The sequence below is a fragment of the Aeromonas sp. 603607 genome, assembly GCF_049171595.1.
Taxonomy (GTDB): Bacteria; Pseudomonadota; Gammaproteobacteria; order Enterobacterales; family Aeromonadaceae; genus Aeromonas; species Aeromonas veronii.
The window spans coordinates 51933-71445 of the sequence record NZ_JAAKOV010000007.1 but is presented as its reverse complement, the minus strand read 5'-3'; the positions used below and the strand labels follow the sequence as shown (position 1 = coordinate 71445).

Annotated in this window: 15 protein-coding genes; 5 read left to right on the top strand and 10 right to left on the bottom strand. The window is 61.6% G+C overall.

Translation table 11 applies throughout. The features are described 5' to 3' along the window. Positions 1-100: 100 nt before the first annotated feature. Positions 101-1513, bottom strand: coding sequence for a pyruvate kinase PykF (gene pykF, locus G5315_RS08730; protein WP_031227651.1), 1413 nt, complete (start codon positions 1511-1513; stop codon positions 101-103). Between the two features lie 308 nt (positions 1514-1821). On the opposite strand from pykF, the gene G5315_RS08725 reads away from it, so the two are divergent. Next, positions 1822-2064, top strand: a complete 243-nt coding sequence (locus G5315_RS08725; protein WP_420938763.1) for a hypothetical protein — start codon at positions 1822-1824, stop codon at positions 2062-2064. A 167-nt stretch (positions 2065-2231) separates the two neighbouring features. After that, entirely contained in the window at positions 2232-2996 is a 765-nt protein-coding gene (locus G5315_RS08720) for a DODA-type extradiol aromatic ring-opening family dioxygenase (protein ID WP_421332899.1), read from the top strand. 93 nt (positions 2997-3089) lie between these two features. Here G5315_RS08720 and G5315_RS08715 read toward each other — a convergent pair whose 3' ends face one another. The 3 genes from G5315_RS08715 to G5315_RS08705 all read right to left on the bottom strand — a co-directional run bounded on the left by G5315_RS08715 (position 3090) and on the right by G5315_RS08705 (position 8597). Beyond that, the gene (locus tag G5315_RS08715; RefSeq protein ID WP_421332898.1) at positions 3090-6842 is read right to left on the bottom strand and encodes an AAA family ATPase; all 3753 of its coding nucleotides are present in this window, start codon (positions 6840-6842) and stop codon (positions 3090-3092) included. Further along, complete coding sequence (locus G5315_RS08710) at positions 6839-8065, bottom strand: exonuclease SbcCD subunit D C-terminal domain-containing protein (RefSeq protein ID WP_421171735.1); 1227 nt, start codon at positions 8063-8065, stop codon at positions 6839-6841. Before G5315_RS08710 ends, G5315_RS08715 begins: the two co-directional genes overlap by 4 nt. A 103-nt stretch (positions 8066-8168) precedes the next feature. Continuing rightward, positions 8169-8597 (bottom strand): GNAT family N-acetyltransferase, encoded by a 429-nt coding sequence (locus G5315_RS08705; RefSeq protein WP_216978334.1) that lies wholly within the window; start codon positions 8595-8597, stop codon positions 8169-8171. Positions 8598-8776: 179 nt separating this feature from the next. On the opposite strand from G5315_RS08705, the gene rdgC reads away from it, so the two are divergent. Continuing rightward, on the top strand, positions 8777-9688 hold the full coding sequence (rdgC, locus tag G5315_RS08700) for a recombination-associated protein RdgC (protein WP_005350107.1): 912 nt from the start codon (positions 8777-8779) through the stop codon (positions 9686-9688). Between the two features lie 191 nt (positions 9689-9879). Further along, complete coding sequence (ggt, locus tag G5315_RS08695; protein ID WP_421332897.1) at positions 9880-11661, top strand: gamma-glutamyltransferase; 1782 nt, start codon at positions 9880-9882, stop codon at positions 11659-11661. 134 nt (positions 11662-11795) lie between these two features. Here ggt and G5315_RS08690 read toward each other — a convergent pair whose 3' ends face one another. Both G5315_RS08690 and G5315_RS08685 read right to left on the bottom strand, forming a co-directional pair. Next, positions 11796-12266: an FKBP-type peptidyl-prolyl cis-trans isomerase gene (locus G5315_RS08690; RefSeq protein WP_421231083.1), complete on the bottom strand. Its 471-nt coding sequence runs from the start codon at positions 12264-12266 to the stop codon at positions 11796-11798. A 174-nt stretch (positions 12267-12440) separates the two neighbouring features. Continuing rightward, complete coding sequence (locus G5315_RS08685) at positions 12441-13589, bottom strand: sodium:phosphate symporter (RefSeq protein WP_005359054.1); 1149 nt, start codon at positions 13587-13589, stop codon at positions 12441-12443. Between the two features lie 248 nt (positions 13590-13837). Between G5315_RS08685 and G5315_RS08680 the strand changes: the two genes are divergently transcribed. Next, entirely contained in the window at positions 13838-14212 is a 375-nt protein-coding gene (locus tag G5315_RS08680; RefSeq protein WP_362772323.1) for a hypothetical protein, read from the top strand. Positions 14213-14306: 94 nt separating this feature from the next. Here the strand turns inward: G5315_RS08680 and G5315_RS08675 are convergent, their stop codons facing one another. From G5315_RS08675 to gabT, 4 genes are all read right to left on the bottom strand, one after another. Further along, a complete protein-coding gene (locus G5315_RS08675; RefSeq protein ID WP_216953175.1) occupies positions 14307-15653 on the bottom strand; it encodes an APC family permease in 1347 nt (448 codons plus the stop codon). Further along, a complete protein-coding gene (locus G5315_RS08670) occupies positions 15653-15919 on the bottom strand; it encodes a hypothetical protein (RefSeq protein ID WP_021230505.1) in 267 nt (88 codons plus the stop codon). The genes G5315_RS08675 and G5315_RS08670 overlap by 1 nt, the downstream gene beginning before the upstream one ends. Positions 15920-16441: 522 nt before the next feature. After that, positions 16442-17791 carry an APC family permease gene (locus G5315_RS08665; protein WP_421332936.1) on the bottom strand — a complete coding sequence of 450 codons (1350 nt, stop codon included), beginning with the start codon at positions 17789-17791 and terminating at the stop codon, positions 16442-16444. Positions 17792-18158: 367 nt separating this feature from the next. Next, positions 18159-19448 carry a 4-aminobutyrate--2-oxoglutarate transaminase gene (gene gabT / locus G5315_RS08660; protein WP_421332896.1) on the bottom strand — a complete coding sequence of 430 codons (1290 nt, stop codon included), beginning with the start codon at positions 19446-19448 and terminating at the stop codon, positions 18159-18161. Between the last annotated feature and the right edge of the window lie 65 nt (positions 19449-19513).

Genomic DNA, 19513 nt, shown 5'->3' with positions numbered 1-19513 from the left:
AATTCGCGTGGATTCTAACACCGGGCTTGTCAGGTAAGCAGGGGGGAGGGACAAAAAAAACGGCGCCCGCAGGCGCCGTTTTCAACTCGTTCAGCTCTGATTAAAGAACGTGAACAGAAGCGGTGTTGGTGGTGCCGCTCGGTACCAGGGCACCGGAGACCATCACAACCACGTCACCTTTCAGACCCATGCCGATTTCCAGCGCGGCTTCTTTACCGATGCGATAGAAATCGTCGGTAGAGGCGATGCTGTCAACCACGTGAGCAACCACACCCTTGGTCAGAACCAGCTGGGCAGCAGTCTTCTTGTTGGTGGTGATAGCCAGGATCCAGGCTTTCGGGAAGTACTTGCGAATGGCCTTGGCAGATTTGCCGCCTTCGGTAGCGACCACGATCAGCGGGGCGTCCAGCTTCTCGGAGGTCTCTACGGCGCCTTTACATACGGCTTCGGTGATGCGCAGCTTGTTGCTGTCGTTGGCAGCAGACAGGTTGGACGGCATCACGGCATCGGTACGCTCGCAGATGGTGGCCATGATGGTCACGGCTTCCAGCGGGTACTTACCCTTGGCGGATTCACCGGACAGCATCACTGCGTCGGTACCGTCCAGGATGGCGTTGGCCACGTCACCAGCTTCGGCGCGGGTCGGACGCGGGTTCTTGATCATGGAGTCCAGCATCTGGGTGGCAGTGATAACCACTTTGCGGGCTTTGTTGCACTTGGCGATGATCATCTTCTGGGCGAAGATAACCTCTTCAACCGGGATCTCTACACCCATGTCGCCACGAGCAACCATGATGCCGTCGGAAACAGCCAGGATCTCGTCGAAGTTGTCCAGACCTTCCTGGTTTTCGATCTTGGAGATGATCTGGATGTTCTCGCCGCCGTGGGCTTTCAGGTGCTCACGGATTTCCAGAACGTCTTCTTTCTTACGGATGAAAGAAGCAGCAACGAAATCAACGCCTTGTTCGCAACCGAAGATCAGGTCGCGCTTGTCTTTCTCGGCCAGGGCCGGCAGCTTGATGGAGACGCCCGGCAGGTTAACGCCTTTGTTCTCGCCCAGGTCACCGTTGTTCAGCACTTTACAGATAACTTCGCGCTCGGTGATTTCGATAACGTCCAGACCGATCAGGCCGTCATCAACCAGAATGCGGTTGCCGACGCGCAGATCGTTGGCGAAACCTGCATAGGTCACAGCCACTTTGTCTTTGTTGCCAACCACGGTCTGGTCGGTGGTGAAGGTGAAAGTCTGGCCAGCGACCAGCGCGACGTCGTTGCCGCCTTCCAGCTTCATGGTACGGATTTCCGGACCCTTGGTGTCCAGCAGGATAGCTGCGTGCTTGCCGGTCTCGGCCATCACAGCGCGCAGGTTGCTGATGCGGCTGCCGTGCTCGGCGTAGTCACCGTGGGAGAAGTTCAGGCGCATGACGTTCATGCCGGCGTCCAGCATTTTGGCCAGCATTTCTTTGGATTCGGTCTTCGGACCGATGGTGCAGACAATTTTGGTCTTTTTCATGTCAATCTTCATGGTTAAGGAATTTCCGCCGAGCAATATACACCAGTTTTTGGAATCTTTTTATGATCCAGAAACAACGTTTTGACCAGATAACGTTTTCTTTTCAGGGATAACGTTTTCCTGTGAGTCACATTTTAGAGCATACGGCCACAGGTTCGGGCTGAAGGGATACAAATGTTGCCATCTGTGGTTGTTTGGCCGGGTTGAGGTTCAGATGTTGTAAAATGACCACCTGTCCGCTGTCACCGTCTTGTCACCGGCTTGCGCAAAAATGTTAGTTCATTGGCGCACGGGTGAAGGAGGCCGGGATGAAAAACAGCCATGAAACCGGATGGGCTCTGCTCTTGCTGGGCGCCGCCCTGCTGCTGGTTCAGACACTGCCAGCCCGCTACTGGCCTGATAATGCGCGACTGCTGGCGATTTTCTCCCTCCCAGTGAAAGGGGAGGCGGCGGCCGAGGGATTGGCGTGGCGAGAGTGGCAGGATCACAGTGCAGCGACCCGGATGGCGCTTCGCGCAGTCCGACTGCAGCCGGAAGCGTCGCAGCCTTGATATCTATTGCTGCTTACCGGTCGTGAAAGCGTGAAATTATCAACCATTGGTTGATAGTTCTTATCTATCTTGCTGGATTGTCCACCTTTCATGGCGGGAGGATAATCGATTCCAACAGCGATATCCCCTCCGGTATCGCCCCCTGATACTTTGTTGGAGTCTGCTTTATGTCCCTCGCCCCTGTCTGGTTTATCTCCCACGGCGCACCGGATCTGGTGCTGCGTGAGCAACCCGCCACCCGCTTTCTGCGAACCCTGCGTCTGGGTGAGCTCAAGGGGCTGGTGGTCATCTCCGCCCACTGGTTCAGCCGCGAGTTGCAGATCAACGTCGAGCCCAAACCGGCCTTGATGTACGACTTTTACGGCTTTCCCGAGCCCCTCTACCGGATGCGCTGGCCTGCCAGCAGCCCCGAGTGGCTGCAACAAGGGGTGAGCGACCAGCTGGCACTGGCCGGACTGACCGCCACCCCGGTGCGGCGCGAGCTGGATCACGGGGTCTGGTCGCCGCTCTCCCTGATCGACCCAAACAGCGAGCTCCCGCTGGTGCAGATCTCCATTCCCGCGAGCTTCACCCCGGCCCAGTTGTGGCAACTGGGAGAGGTATTGGGGACGTTGCGTAGTCAGGGGATTGGCATCCTCGCCTCCGGCGCCATCACCCACAACCTGCGGGCGCTGGCACCAGAAGGCTCGCCGGTGCCTGAGTGGGCCAGCCAGTTTGTCGACTGGCTGGAGCAGAAGATGGCCGACGAGGATCGGCTGGCGCTGCTCGACTATCGCCAGCAGGCCCCCGGAGCGGTGGAGTCTCATCCCCACGACGACCACCTGCGCCCGCTCTTTGTGGCGTTGGGGGCGGCCGATGGTGTGGCGCCGACCCGGCTGCACGAGAGCTGGGATGGTGGCAGCCTCTATATGGGCGCCTACCGCTTCGGTTGATTGCCTCTCAGCAAGACCCCGCCAATTGGCGGGGTCTTGTTATTTATCGCGTGGGTGTTGAGCCGATGGTACTGGTGATTGAGCCGAAGGCTCTCAGGGGACCAGCACCCGGCTCTCGCCGCCGCCGAGGGCTTCGACCCTGATCTGCACGCCGATCCGCTCCACCAGCGTCTGGACGTGGGAGATGACCCCGATCTGGCGACCGGCGGCCTGCAGGGAGTCGAGGCTGGCGAGCGCCAGATCCAGGCTGTCCGGATCCAGGGTGCCAAACCCCTCGTCGATAAAGAGCGACTCGACCTGGGTCTGCCGTGACGAGAGGCTGGAGAGGGCCAGCGCCAGCGCCAGCGACACCAGAAAACTCTCGCCACCGGAGAGGGAGTCCACCGAACGCACCTCGTCCCCCATGTCGAGATCCACCACTTGTAGCGCCAGATCGGTGCCGGGTACCCGCTCCAGCCGGTAGCGCGGTGATAGCTCGGCGAGCTGGGCGTTGGCCTCCAGCAGCAGACGCTCGAGGGTGAGGCTCTGGGCGAAGGTGCGGAACTTGGCGCCGTTGGCCTGCCCTATCAGATCGCACAGCTGCTGCCAGTGGTCGGCCACTGCCTGCTGGGCGGCCAGCTCCTGTTGCAGGCTACCCGCCTTGAGAGCGGCGGCTTCGGCCTGTGCCAGCTTGCTCTTGCACTCGAACAGCTGCTCTTCAAGGGCGCGACAACGGGCATCGAGTGCCGCCAGTTGATCGCTCAGCGCTGCATCCGGCAGGGCGGCCAGCTCGGGGTGATGTTCCCGATAGCGATCCCGCTTGCTCTCCTCCAGTGCCAGCGCCCGTTGCCGCTCGGCAAGGCGGGTGCGCGCCTCGCCAAGGGCATCTTCCAACCCTTGCAGGGCAGAGCGGCGAGCCTTGAGTTCATCGGGGCTGATGGCGAGCAGGCGGCGCAGGTCGTACTCGGCAATGCCAAGGGTGCTGGCGTGGGCGGCCCAGCGGCCCAGCACCTCCCGCTTGCGGCGGCTGCTGGTCTGCTTTTCCTGCTCCACATGGGTGAGGCGGGTTTTGAGCTCGGTCTGCCGCTCCCGCAGAGCGCGGGCGCCACTTTGCATCAGCTCCAGTTCGCTGGCGAGTTGTTGCAGACGCTGTTGCCAGCGGCTCTCGACCAGCGGGATCTCCTCGCCACCGAGACAACCGCTGCGGCTGGTGAGCAGCCCCTGCCGTTGCTGTTCGTGCTCCTTGTAGTCCCGCTCAAGTTTGTGCAGCAGCTCGCGCTGAGTCTGCAGGCGTGCCTCCTGCGCGCTCAGGGCGGGGGTGAGGCTGGCGATCTCGCTGGCCAGACGCTCCCACTCGCTCTGGCCGTGCAGCCAGGCCTCGCAGGCTCGCTGCCACTCGTGCCACTGCTGGCTGCCGAGCCACTGGCGCCACGGTTGGCCGCCCATCTGCTCGTCGAGGCGGTGGGCGCCTTGCTCAAGGCGCTGGCGCAGGGTCGCCTCCTGCTCGCCCATCCCCTTTACTTCCCCTTCCAGCGCGATGCGCTGGCGATCGGCCTCCTGCCACTGCTGGTCAAACTGCTGGTGCTGGGCAGCCAGTTGGCTCAGTTGTTGACGCACCCCTTGCAGCTGTTGTTGGCCAAGCTGGGCCTGACGCAGCAGCTGCTGGCTCTGGGCCAACCCCTGCTCCAGCGCCTGGCCACGGCCAAGCAGGGTGCTCATCAGCTCGTTCCACTCAATGGGGCTTTGGCGCAGCGGCAGCGAATGGCCGAGCAGGGTATCGCCCCCCAGCTGTTGCCAGCGCTGGGTCAGCTGCTCGGCGCGGGTTTCCAGCTCCGGCAGATGTTGCTGGCGCACCGCCAGCTGGCGGGCCAGCTCCTGACGCTCGCTCTCGCACTGGATGTATTGATGATTGAGCCGCTCCCATTCGAGTTCGAGGCTTCTGACCCGCTCCGCCAGCTGACCTAGGATCCCCGCCACCTGGGGCTGGCTCTGGCTGTAGGGGTGCTCCACGGAACCGCACAGCGGGCAAGGTTCGCCATCGCTCAGGATATGGCGATACTGCTCGAAGCTGGCGATGGCGCGGGACTGCTCCAGCGCGTGGCGCGCTTCATCCCGCTGCAGGGCGAGCCGCTCGCGGGCGGGGGCCAGCTCTTCGCCAAGGGTGGCGAGCTTGCCCAGCGCTTGCTCCAGCTGGGCAATCTCCTGCTGCAAGCGGCCATGCTGTTCGCCGTGGTTGCGGCCATAATCGGCCAGCTCCAGCAGCTGGCGCAGCTGACCCAGCTGTTCGGTTTGCTGCTGCCACTGCTCCTGCGCCTTGGCGAGGCGGCTCTCCCACTGCTGCTCCTGCAGCTCGTTCTGTTGCTGTTGCAGCCGAGCTTGTTCATGTTGCCAGTAGTCGCGCTCTTGCTGGCCTTGCTCCAGCTGGCGCTGCAACTGTTGCAGGGCGCGCAGCTTGTGATCCCGCAGGGTGAGCAGCTGTTGTAACTTGTCGGCATCCTCGGCCCAATCTTGCATGGCGGTGAGCAGGGGTTGCCACTGACGGGCCACCGGTGCCAGCTCCTTATGCTCTTCGAGCCAAAGGCCCCACTGCTGGTGCTGCTGCTTGAGCAGTTCTACCTGTCGGCTCTGCTCGCGCCAGCCCTGCTCCAGCGTGAGTTGCACTTCTCGCTCCTGTGCCCCCTCCTGCTGGATCTTCTGCAACTGCTGCACTTTTTCCCGGATGCGGGTATCGAGCTCCTGCGCCCGCTTGAGTTCGGGTTGCAGGGCACCCCATTCCCGCTCGGCGGCGATCTTCTCCGCCAGCAACTGCTGTTCGGTCAGCGCGCTCTGCTGGGTCTGCTCCTCGAGTTTGGCCAGCTCAGGCCCCAGCTCGGCGATCACCTTCTCCTGCTGCTGTACCTCAAGGGTGAGGCGGGCCAGCTCGTCGTGATCGGCGCGGGCCACCTGGGCCTGTTCGGCACGGGCAAACTCCTCGCGCTCGGGGGCCGCGGCGCCGTGGGCCTGCAGGGCGGCATCGAGCGCCGCCTGTCCCTCGGCGCAGCCCTGCAGCTGGGCTGCAATGCGACTGTTGAGGTCGCGCAAGTCCTGCATCAGCTGCTGCTGTTGCTGCTCGTGCTTGAGGGTGGTGGAGAGGCTCACCTGCTGGCTTACCCACTGTTCGCGGGTCGTTTCATCCATCAGCGCCACGTCGCCGAGGCGCTGGGCGATGGTGGCCAGCTTCTGCTGCTCTTCCCGCGCCCGTTCATAGGTCTGGATGGAGATGGCAGAGTAGAGTTCGGTGCCGGTCATCCGTTCGAGCAGGGCGGAGCGCTCGTTGGCATCCGATTTGAGAAAGGCGGCAAATTCCCCCTGCGGCAGGATCACCGCGCGGCGGAACTGCTCCCAGGAGAGACCCACCAGCTCGTCGATGCGATCCTGCAGCTCCCGCTTGCTGCCGGAGAAAACCTGCCCCGACGCCACATCGGTCAGGGTGCGCTCCTGCGCCTGAAAGCGCCCTTCCGAGCGGTTGCGTGCCCGGCGCACCGCCCACCGGGCCAGCCAGATGCGGCCATCGCAGCCACGAAACTGCACCTCGGCAAAACCGCTGGCGTGGCCGCGGCTGAGGATGCCGCGCACGTCGTTGGCCTTGAGTTTCTCCTCATCATCCATGCGGCCCACTTCGGCCACGTTCTTGCGATTGGCGATAAAGCGCGGCATCTCGTCGTAGAGGGCCAGACAAATGGCGTCGAGCAATGTGCTCTTGCCCGCGCCGGTATTGCCGGTGATGGCAAACAGACCGGCGGCGCCGAGCGCCCCCCTGGTAAAGTCGATGCTGAAGGGGCCGGTCAGACTGGCCAGATTCTCACCTGACAGAGACAAGATTTTCATTGGTTTGACTCCTTCACCTGCTCCAGGATCTCTTCAAACGAGGCGACCAGTTGTGCTTCGGGTTCCCCCTCGAACTGGCGCTGATAGCAGAGGCGAAACACCTCGGTGGGGGAGAGCTCATCGAGCCTGCGCCGCTCGCGACCATCGGCCAGCCCTTCGCCCGAGCCCTGATACTGGGTGCTGATGCGGGCCAGACGCACCGGTTTGTCTGCGATTGCGGCGAGAATGCGCTCGCGGATGCGCGCTTCTGGCTTGGGCAGCAGCAGCCGCACTTCGAGGAAGGGTTGTGCCTCTTGTGGACAAGCAGGCAGCTCGAGCGATGCGATGGCGTTCAGCGCGTTGTCGAGGGTGCTCTGGGGCAGGCGGATCATCTCCACCGCGCGGGGCACCGGGATCCGCTCCAATCCGGTCAGTTTCCCCTCTGCAAAGGTCACTTCCAGCACCTGATGGTTGTAGTTGGCTTCGGCCAGCGAAAGCGGCAGCGGCGAGCCGCTGTAGTGCACCCCCTCGGCCGGGCTCTGGGCCAGATGGAGGTGGCCGAGCGCCGTGTAGTCGGCACCGGCAAAGAGTTCGGCAGGCAGTGCGTGTTGGTTGCCGCCGAGCACCCGCCGCTCCGACAGCTCCGAGAGCTGGCCTGCCGCCAGATAGGCATGGCCCATGGCGATGAGCGGCAGACCCTCCCCGCAGCGGGCGCGCCCTTCGGCCAATACCTCGGCGTAGATTTGGCGTACCCCTTCGATCAGCCGGTCCTGCCCTTCTTCCAACGGCTCCACCCGCAAGTCGCTGCTGCGCAGGAACGGCACGGCGGCGCACCAGGCGGCAATGTTGCCCTCCTTGTCTTGCAGCGGTACCAGCAGGCGGTCGGTCTCGAGCTTGCCCTCACTGTCGCGACTGATGCTGCCCACCAGATGCAGATCAAAGGCGCGCAGCAGCTCGTGGGGGGCATCGAGCTTGGAGGGAGAGTCGTGGTTGCCGCCGATCAGCACCATGTTGAGGTGGGGCATCTCGGCGCGCAGCCGCGCCAGAAAACGGTAGAGTTGTTGCCAGGCGCTGGCGGGCGGATTGGCGGTATCAAACAGATCGCCCGCTACCAACAGGGCGTCGATCTCGCGCGCCTTGAGGGTGTCGCTTAGCCAGTCGAGGAAGGCATCGTGTTCAAAACGGCGGTCATGACCATGGAGTTGATGGCCAAGATGCCAGTCGGCGGTATGGAGGATTTTCATTGGAAAGCAGCCCGGTTGCAGGGACGGTGCCTATGGCACCCGATGGAGACAAGATGAGGATGCCCCGTGCTTTTTTCAAGTAAAACAGCGGTCTGTCATCAGTTCATGCGGGTTCACAGCACATCTTGTACTGGGGGTGACCGGTGAGAGGATCGGACTCTTCACCCTTGATGACGAAACCGTGGCGACGATAGAAACGTACCGCCTGATCGTTCTCGACGAAGACCCGGGCGTAGAGCGACGCCCCCTGACGCTTGGCCTCCTGCAGCAGGGCGTGGCCGACACCGCGACCCTGACGGTCGGGACGCACAAAGAGGGCGGCGAGATAGTTGTCCACCAGCGCCATAAAGCCGAGCAGATCGCCGCGCTCCTCGAACACCCAGATGGCGGCACGATCGAGATAGCGGGTACGCAGATCCTCCTGGGCCTGCCACCAGCAGGAGGCATCGACGAAATCGTGGGCCTGCAGGGAGGCCAGCAGCCAGATTTCGACGATCTCTTCCATATCTTCCGGGCGACTGGGCCGCAACATAAATCCATCCTTGGTAACAACTTGTACACTCGCAGTCTAGGGGAACTTGACGGCCGTTCAGGTGATATAAATGAGACCCTGTGAGGTTGATCGCCCTTTATTTAGCGAGAATGATTGGCTGATCACAAAGCGCCTCTCTAGTACAATGCCCGCCGGACAATCTAGAGACCGAGGACGCCATGTGGTTTAAAAACCTGCAGATTTATCGCTTTACCCGCCCCTTTGACCTGACCGTGGATCAGCTGGAAACCCAGCTGGAAGCCTGTGCCTTCACCCCTTGCGGCAGTCAGGACATCTCCCGTTTCGGGTGGGTCAAGCCCCTTGGCAAATTCGGCTCAACCCTGACCCACTCTGCCTCCGGCCACATCCTCATCTGCGCCCGCAAAGAGGAGAAGATGCTCCCCGGCACCGTGGTCAAGGAGATGCTGGCCGAGAAGGTAGAAGCGATCGAGTTCGAACAGGGACGCGCCCTCAAGAAGAAAGAGAAGGAAGCGCTGAAAGAGGAGATCCTCCACACCCTGCTGCCCCGTGCCTTCAGTCGTACCAGCCAGACCTTCGCCTGGATCAATCCGGCCGACAATTTGATGGTGGTGGATGCAGGTTCTGCCAAGAAGGCGGACGATCTGCTGGCGCTGCTGCGCAAATCCATCGGCTCCCTGCCGGTGGTGCCGGTGGCCCTCAAGAACCCGCCCGAGATCACCATGACCGAGTGGCTGAACGAGGGCAATCTGCCAGCCTCCTTCACTCTGGAAGACGAAGCCGAGCTGCGCAGTGCCATGGAGCACGGCGGCATCATCCGCTGCAAGCAGCAGGATCTGATGACGGATGAAATCAAGAACCACCTGGCCAACGACAAGCTGGTGACCAAGCTGGCCCTCAACTGGGGCGAGACCGTCAGCTTCGTGCTGGGGGATGATCTCTCCATCAAACGCCTGAAATTCAGCGAAGAGCTGCGCGAGCAGAACGACGATGTCACCAGCGAAGATCCGGCCGCCCGTCTGGATGCGGACTTCGCGCTGGTGACCTCCGAGCTGTCCCAGTTTATCCCGGCGCTGTTTGCTGCCCTGGGTGGCGAAGAGCAGTCCATCTAACCGGACTTGCGCCTGTTTGGCCTCTGCCATCCCATCGTAAAAACCGCCTTCGGGCGGTTTTTTTATATCTATTGCGGATTGCCATTATTGATAGATGAGTAAGATATTGATCTGGTTCAATAACTTGAGCTATCAGCGCCAATCGTGACATAGTCCCTCTTCATGGTCATAAAACAGACAAGGAGAGTGTCATGTTGCGCAAACCTCTGGGGCTGGCTGTCGCCCTTGCCCTGCTGGCCGGTTGTGCCAGTGACAACGGCTTTCACTACACCCCGCCAGCCCAGACCCTGATCGCACCCGAAGCCGCCAGTGGCTGGACCGACAAACAGGGCTGGCAGGGCCATGATTTCATGGTGGCGGCCGCCAACCCGCTGGCGGTGGATGCGGGCTACCAGATCATCAAGGCCGGTGGCAGTGCTGTCGATGCCGCCATTGCGGTGCAGTTGGTGCTGACGCTGGTGGAGCCGCAATCTTCCGGGATCGGTGGCGGGACGCTGCTGCTGGTGTGGGATGGCCGCAAGGTGAGTGCGGTGGATGGCCGCGAGATGGCGCCGGCTGCCGCCACCGACCAGCTGTTTATGCAAGATGGCAAGTCGCTGGCGTTTTATGACGGGGTGGTGGGGGGCCGCTCGGTCGGCGTTCCCGGCACCCTGCGCGCTCTGGCACTGGCCCATCAGCGTTATGGCAAGTTGCCCTGGGCTGCGCTGTTCGAGCCCGCCATCACGCTGGCAGAACAAGGATTTGTAATAAGTCCACGGCTGGCCACATTGCTGGCCAAGGATCCCTATCTGGCACGGGATCCGCAGGCGCGAGCCTATTTCTATCAGACGGATGGCAGCCCCAAAACGGCGGGCACCCGGCTGACCAACCCGGCGTTGGCCAGGGTGTTGCGCACTCTGGCCACAGAGGGGGTGGATGCCTTCTATCAGGGGCCGCTGGCGGATGCCATGGTGGCCAAGGTTCGCCAGCATCCCACCAATCCCGGGGTACTGGCGGCCACCGATCTGGCCAGCTATCAGGCCAAACTGCGGGATGGCCTCTGCTTTGACTATCGCCAGAGCAAGATCTGCGGTTTCCCCACTCCCTCGTCCGGCACCCTGGCGCTCGGCCAGATTTTCGGCATGCTGGAGAGCCGTGATATGGCGGCCCTCAAGCCGATCACCACGAAGGAGGGGGGACTGGCTGCCTCCAGCGAGGCTATCCACCTCTACAGCGAAGCGGCGCGTCTGGCCTTCGCCGATCGCAACCAGTACGTCGCCGACAGCGATTTTGTCAGGGTGCCGGTGCAGGGGTTGCTGGACAAGGGCTATCTGGCCGAGCGCGGCAAGCTTGTCGGTCAGCACTCCATGGGGATTGCCAAGCCCGGTACGCCGCCACTGGCGCTGGCGCGCGGCAAGGATGCGACCCCGGAACTCCCCTCTACCAGCCATGTCTCGATCGTCGACAAGGCGGGGATGGCCATCTCCATGACCAGCTCCATCGAGGATGGTTTCGGATCGCGTCAGATGGTCAACGGCTACCTGCTCAACAACCAGCTCACCGATTTCTCCTTCACCTCGGTGGATGCCGCCGGTCTGCCGGTGGCAAACCGGGTGGAGCCGGGCAAGCGGCCCCGCTCCTCCATGTCACCGCTGCTGGTGTTTGACAAGCCAAGCGGCGAGCTGACCATGACGCTGGGCTCGCCGGGGGGCTCCGCCATCATCAACTATGTGGGCAAGACCCTGCTCGGTACTCAGGATTGGGGCCTGAACCTGCAACAGGCCATCAACCTGCCCAACTTTGGCAGCCGCAACGGCCCCACCGAGCTGGAAGCGGGACGCACCCCCATGTCGGTGGTCGAGGGATTGAAGGAGAGGGGACACGAGGTGGTGCTAAATGAACAAACTTCCGGCCTGCAGGGGGTTGAGCGAAACGCTGGCGGCTGGTTTGGCGCAGCGGATCCGCGCCGGGAAGGGATCGCCAAGGGGGAGTGAGGTTCCCATAGCAACAAGGCCAGCATAATGCTGGCCTTGTTGCTGATGGTGCGCTTACTGGATACCCAACAGCTTCACATCAAAGATCAGTACGGGCGCTCAGTGGGATATTGCCACTGGAGCATCCTGCGCGGTTACTGGATACCCAGCAGCTCCACGTCAAAGATCAGGACTGATCCCGGCGGGATTTTGCCAGCGGTGCGGTCGCCGTAGGCGAGGTTGGCAGGGATGTAGAAACGGGTCTTCTCACCTTCCACCATCAGCTGCACCCCTTCGGTCCAGCCAGCGATCACCTGATTGAGGCCAAACTCGATGGGCTCGCCACGGGCGACCGAGCTGTCAAAGACGGTGCCGTCCAGCAGCTTGCCCTCGTAATGCACCTTCACCTTGCTGGTGGCGGTGGGGTGAACGGTGCCGGTGCCCGGGGTCAGCACTTCGTACTGCAGGCCGGAGGCGGTGGTGGTTACCAGCGGCTTCTCCTTGTTGCTGGCGAGGAACTCGGCGCCAATCCGCACGTTGTCAGCCGCCAGCTTCTTGTTGTTGCTGCTGGAGTAGAAGTAGTAGGCCACACCGGCGATGAGCAGCGCGATCAGTATGAATTTCATCGGTTTTTCCTGTTCCATGAAATGTAAAAAGTGCAATGAGGACGCCATCTTATCGCGCACCGCCCCTGATGGCGAGCCACAGGGCGGGAGGATGTGAGCGGGCAGGCAAAGCCCGGCGAGCTGGACGCAAAAAGGGGCGAGTCGCTGACTCGCCCCTTTTCATGGCAGCTGCGCTTACTTGGCGGCCACCATCATCAGGGCGGGCAGGGCGAAGAAGAGACCCGTTACATAACCCAGAGCCAGCAGCTTGTTCTCGCTGCCTACCCGGGCCAGCCCCTCGGCGGCGCGCACCGGCAGGTCGCGCAGGAAGGGGATGCCATAGATGATGACCACGGCAAAGAGGTTGAACAGCACGTGGACCAGCGCGATGGTCAGGGCCAGCTGGGCACCGGCTCCGCTGATGGCGGTGGCAGCCAGCAGGGCGGTGATGGTGGTGCCGATATTGGCCCCCAGGGTGAAGGGGTAGAGCTGACGGGTGCTAAACACGCCGCCGCCGGCCAGCGGGATCATCAGGCTGGTGGTGGTGGAGGAGGACTGCACCATGATGGTCACCAGCGCACCGGAGGTGATGCCGGTCAGCGGGCCACGGCCCAGCGCCTTGTGCAGCACCTCTTTGGCACGGCCAACCAGTACCTGTTGCAGCACTTTGCCCAGATAAGTGACGCAGGCGAGGATCAGCAGGATACCGATGACGATAGTGGCGATGGCGGCACCCTTGCCCGGCAGGAAGGCAACGGCGCTGTCAATCAGCTGCTGGGCCGGTGCGGTCAGCGGCTTCATGAAATCCATGCCCTTCATCGACATGTTGGCGGAACCTACCAGCAGGTTGGCCAGCCACTCGGCGCTGTGTTGCAGCAGACCGAACATCAGCTCCAGTGGCAGGAAGATGAACACCGCCAGCAGGTTGAAGAAGTCGTGCACGGTGGCGGCGGCGAAGGCGCGGCGGAACTCGGCGCGATCCCGCACATGGCCCATGGAGACGATGGTGTTGGTGATGGTGGTGCCGAGGTTGGCACCCATCACCATGGGGATGGCCATGCTGATGGGCAGGCCGCCAGCCACCAGACCGACGATCACCGAGGTGACGGTGCTGGAGGATTGCACCAGCGCGGTAGCGAGAATACCCAGCAGCAGGGCGACAAAGGGGTTGTTGGCAAAGGCGAAGATCTGGGCTGCGCCCTCGGCGCCGCCGGAGAAATCTTTGAAGCCGTGGGAGATGGCGCCCACGGCAACCAGGATCAGGTAGACCAGTACGATGACACTCATCCAGTTGAACAGGGCGCGGGTCGCGGGCGGCTGTGACAAGGAGTGATGGTGTTGCATAAAGCCTCTTGAGACGGTCGTTCCGTCTTGGGTTGTTGATGACCCGCGCATTTAATCAATGGTTAATGACAGAAATATGACAACGTGACATTTCGATGATGTTTTTATGACGACGAACTGCGGCGACAGGCGCTGACCGAGCCGGTTGGCTCTGGGGTGATAAAAGGGGGGCGAAGGCACTGCCGCCTTGCCAGTCGGGACGTGATCGCTACACTGCGCCCCTTTATTGGCAAGCAGGAGTAAACAAGATGATGCGTGCATGGATCCTCTCTCTGTCGCTGGGGCTGCTCTCGTCAGGGGCACAGGCCAGCCTGTTGAAAACCGACTGCAACCTCGACAAGGCCCTCAAAAACGAAGCGGTGAATGCCACTCTGGGGGTCAAGGGCAACTGTGATACCAGCAAGCTGGTGAAGCAGGAGAAAGAGAAGGTGAAAGCCGAGGTGCAAAAAGGCCGCACCGACCTGCTGGGCGAGAAGCGCGCCGACCTCAAGGAGAGCGACAACGGTATGCAGCAGAAGATGGACAAGGCAAACCAGCAGCTGCACAAGGCGGAGCAGGATGCCAAGACCATCGCTCGCGATCCGCTCAAGGCTGCGGCGACCGCTGTGCTGGACAAGCAGTAAGCCGAGCGGGCCCAAGCCCGTGTGACCGGCAAGAGACCGGCAGCAAGAAGGGGAGCCATGGCTCCCCTTCTGTCTATCCGTTATCCGCAAAGGATCAGGCGTCAGCCGCTTCCTCGTACTGACGGAACGGGATGCGGAACACCGCCAGACGCAGGAACAGATAGGTCACGCCGAGGCCAGCCCAGATCAGGCCCAGCTCCAGCGAGCTCTGCTCCAGGTTGATCCACAGAGCACCTATGGTGGCGGCGCCGAGCAGCGGCATCAACAGGTAGACGATGTGGTCCTTGAGGGTCTTGTTGCGCTTCTCGCGTACCCAGAACTGACCGATCACCGACAGGTTGACGAAGCTGAACGCCACCAGTGCGCCAAAGTTGACCAGCGCCAGTGCGGTATCCAGATCAAACGACACGGCGGAGAGGGCCAGACCGCCCACCATCAGCACGTTGATGGCCGGAGTACGGTATTTCGGGTGGATGTAGCCAAACACCCGCTCCGGGATCATGCGATCACGACCCATCACGTAGAGGATGCGCGACACACCGGCGTGAGCCGCCATGCCGGAGGCCAGTACCGCCACCGTGGTGCAGACCAGCACTACGGACTGGAAGAAGGTGCCGCCAACGTAGAGGGCGATCTCCGGCAGTACTGCATCCGGATGCTGGAAGCGGGCGAGGCTCGGGAAGTAGAGCTGCAGGCAGTAGGAGACCACCACGAAGATGATGCCGCCGATAAGGGCAGTCAGCACGATCGCTTTGGGGATCACCTTGCCAGCGTTCGGGGTCTCTTCGGAGAGGGAGCTCAGACCGTCAAAGCCAAGGAACGAGAAGCAGAGGATGGTGGCACCGGTAAAGAGCGGCACCAGCTGTGCTGACTCGAAGTGGAACGGACGGCTGCTCATCAGGGTGCCAGCCCCTTCACCGTGGTAGATGCCCCACGCCATCAGGCCGATAAAGAGGGTGATGATGGCCAGCTGGATCACCACGATCAGACCGTTGAAGTTGGCCACCAGATTGATGCCGCGCAGGTTCAGGAAGGTCATCACGGTCACCAGACCGAAGATGAACACCCAGGGCTCGACGCCCGGGAACATGGCGGTCAGGTAGATCTTGGCCAGCAGAATGTTGATCATCGGCATGAACATGTAGTCGAGCAGGGATGACCAGCCGACCATGAAACCGACGTAGGGGTTGAACACCTTCTGGGCATAGGTATAGGCAGAGCCCGCAGAGGGGAACTTGCGTACCAGATGACCGTAGCTGAAAGCGGTGAGCAGGATGCCACCCAGAGCCAGCAGATAGGCGGTGGCGACCCGGCCATCGGTGATGTCACCGACGATGGCGAAGGTGTCGAAGACAGCCATGGGGGTCAGATAGGCCAGACCCATCACAATCACTTGTGTCAGGGTAAGGGTCTTGAGCAGCTTGGCGTTTTGCGATGCCATTACGCTTTCTCCTCAATCAGTGCCGCAGCACGTGCTTGCAACGAGCGCAGGGATACGATGGATTCGCAAGCCTGTACATCAAGGGCGCCGGGGAGGCGCATACCGGGCTGTACCGGCAGGAAAGCATTAAAACGCCCCATTGTTATCCTCTCAACGTCGGGAGATTGTTTGGCAATCTCGAATATCACTTCCGGAAACGTTCCGGCCTCTTGTGGTGGGTTTGTACTGCACTTCAAAAATACAAAAACCGATGTCGCAGTGAACATCGGTCCTTTATTGGCGGCGTATTGTGCATTCGGTCAGCCCCCTTGACAAGCAAAAAAGGGCGGATTAACGCATTTTTTTGCATACGCAGGGGGCGGGTAAGTGGTCACTCGCCCCCGGCAGCCGTCCCCGAGCCGCTCCCCCCTTTTCGGGGGGGAAGAGAACCCTGTCGTAACGTATGAAAAGTCGGCAAATCGGGGCTGCAGGGTGCATAGCGCCTCAACATTGATCCTGATCATATTTGCCGGCGTTCCCCCGGGCTCGAGTCCAGCGATCTTATCGGCTGGCGGGGGATGGGAGGGGGTGAAATGGAAAAAGAGTGATTGCATATCCATTCACATTAGTGACTAATGATAGGAGGCGACGCGGCTCGGGCCATGGCACGGCGAGCGGTCCGGCTGGGTAGTTATTTGAAATCAGTCACACTTCCTGCAGAAACCGCGTTTCTGGCAACCAGCTCGCCGCAAAAACAACAAGGAGCCCGCAGGCTCCTTGTTTTGTATGGCGGTATGGTTGAGCCGCGATTACTGGGCGATCTCCACCTTGTCAGCAGGTTGTAGCGGGATGCGGAACACGGTGAGGCGCAGGAACAGGTAGATGGCACCCAGCGCCGCCCAGATCAGCCCCAGCTCGAAGGAGGCGGGTTCCAGATTGAGCCACAACACCCCGATGCAGGCGGCGCCACAGAGCGGCAGCAGCAGGTACATCAGGTGATCCTTGAGACACTTGTTGCGGCCTAGCTTCACATAGAAGTGGGCAATCACCGCCAGATTGACGAAGGTGAAGGCCACCAGGGCGCCAAAGTTGATCAGTGCCAGTGCCATCTCGAGATCGAACGATACCGCGGAGAGGGCCAGCAGACCGACCAGCAGCACATTGCATGCCGGGGTCTGCCACTTCGGATGCACATAGGAGAAGAAGCGACTCGGCAGAGCGCGATCACGACCCATCACGTAGAGCAGGCGCGATACACCGGCGTGGGAGGCGAGTCCCGAGGCCAGCACCGCCACCGTAGTGCAGACCAGCACCACCGCCTGGAACAGCTTGCCGCCGACATAGAGGGCGATCTCCGGCAGGACTGCATCCGGTTGCTTGAAGCGGGAGATGTCCGGGAAGTAGAGCTGCAGGAAGTAGGAGGTAGTGACGAACAGCACTCCGCCGATCAGCGCCGTCAGCACGATGGCGCGGGGGATCACCCGATCCGCGTCCGGGGTCTCTTCCGACAGGGTACTGATGGCGTCAAAGCCGAGGAACGACAGACAGAGGATGGAGGCCCCCATCAGCAGCGGCGACACCTGGATCTGCTCGGAGAAGAAGGGACGGCTGCTGGCCACGGTCCCCAACCCTTCACCGTTGTGAACGCCCCAGGCGATCAGGCCGATGAAGATGGCGATGATGCTGAACTGCATCACCACGATCAGGCTATTGAAGTTGGCCACCAGCTTGATGCCGCGCAGGTTGAGGGCGGTCATCACCGCCGCCAGACCGAAGATATAGGTCCAGGGCTCCACGTTCGGGAAGAGGGCTTCCAGATAGATCTTGGCCAGCAGCATGTTGATCATCGGCATGAACATGTAGTCGAGCAGGGAGGTCCAGCCCACCATAAAGCCGACATAGGGGTGAAACACCTTCTGGGCATAGGTATAGGCAGAGCCGGCTGACGGGAACTTGCGCACCAGATGGCCGTAGCTCAGGGCAGTGAACAGCATGCCGATGAGGGCAAAGAGGTAGGCGGTCGGCACATGGCCTTCGGTGATTTCGGTAACGATGCCGAAGGTGTCGAATACCGCCATGGGAGTGAGGTAGGCAAGACCCATGACCACGACCTGCCACAGTTTCAGGGTCTTTTTCAGACCAACCGGTTGGGCGTTCATCATGCCTGTTCCTCACGCGGTGCCAGGGCGGCACACTCCATCAACGAAACCGGGAGAGAGGCCCGGAAATCAAGGGCGCCGGGGTGGCGCGCGCCGGTCAGAGCCGGCAGGAAAGCATAGAGATGCCCCATGTTGTTCCTCACAGAATGTGGTGTCGGGAGATTGCTGCCAATCTCGCTATCTTTTCCGGGGGTGATCCGGCCTCGTTTATGGGTTTGTTCGCTGCACAAAAAAGGACCGGTGAGATGTGGTGATACCGGTCCTTGCAGTGGCGGCGCATTGTGCATTTGCAGGGCCCCCTTGACAAGTAAAAAAGGGGGGCGAAACTGCATTTTTTTGCACAGGTTAGCGATTGCTTTCCTGCTGGTCAGTCCAGCACGGCCTCCAGCGATTTTTCAAGGAGTCGCAACCCTTCGTCAATCACTGCCGCAGGGGCGGTCAGGGGGGCTAGAAAACGGATGACATTTGCGCGCACCCCGCATGAGAGCAGGATCAGACCGCGTTTGCCCGCCTCGGCCACCAGGCGCTTGGTGAGATCGGGATCCGGCTGGTCGGCATTGCGCTGTTTCACCAGCTCCATGGCCACCATGGCACCAGGTCCGCGAATTTGACCTATGCAGTCAAAACGCTCGGCTATGCGTTGCAGCCCCGCCTTGATCTGCTCACCTTGCGCCTGGGCCTTCTGGTTGAGCTGCTCCTCTTCGATCACCTGCAACACCGCCAGCGCGGCGGCGCAGGCAATGGGGGAACCGGCATAGGTGCCACCCAGGCCCCCCGGCTTGGCGGCGTTCATGATCTCTGCCTTGCCGACTACTGCAGAGAGCGGGAAGCCCCCCGCCAGACTCTTGGCCAGGGTCATGATGTCCGGCTCGATGCCGGCATACTCGGTGGTGAAGGTCTTGCCGGTGCGGCAGAAGCCGCTCTGGATCTCGTCACAGATGAGCAGAATGCCGTGCTGATCGCAGATGCTGCGCAGCTTTTGCATAAAGCTCGCGGAGGCAGGATAGAAGCCACCTTCTCCCTGTACCGGCTCGATGATGATGGCGGCAACGCGGGAGGGTTCGATGTCGGCGCTGAAGCAGAGATCGAGGGCGTGCAGGGCATCCTCTTCACTTACCCCCAGATAGTCGGCGGGGAAGGGGATGTGGTAGACCTCACCCGGGAAGGGGCCAAAGCCGGTCTTGTAGGGGACCACCTTGCCGGTGAGCGCCATCCCCATCATGGTGCGGCCGTGAAAGCCCCCCTTGAAAGCGATGGTGCCGCTGCGACCGGTATGGGCGCGGGCGATCTTGATGGCGTTCTCGACTGCCTCGGCACCGGTGGAGAGAAACAGGGTGCGTTTCGGAGTCGGGCCGGGCACCAGGGCGTTGAGCTTTTCGGCAAGCTCGATATAGCCCGGGTAAGGGGTGACCTGAAAGCAGGTGTGGCTGAATTTTTCCAACTGCTCGCGCACCGCCGCCACCACCTTCGGGTGGTTGTGGCCGGTGTTGAGCACGGCGATGCCGGAGGCAAAGTCGATGTAGCGGTTGCCCTCCACATCCCACAGCTCGGCATTTTGCGCACGGTCGATAAAGACCGGCAGCAGGGTGCCGACGCCGTTGACCACGGCCGCTTCACGGCGTGCTTGCCACGCCTTGTTTGATTCTGACTGACTCATCTTTCCTCCCTGAGGGGCCGCAGCCCCGGATATTCCCTGAAAATGTGGTGGGCGATCTGGCGCCC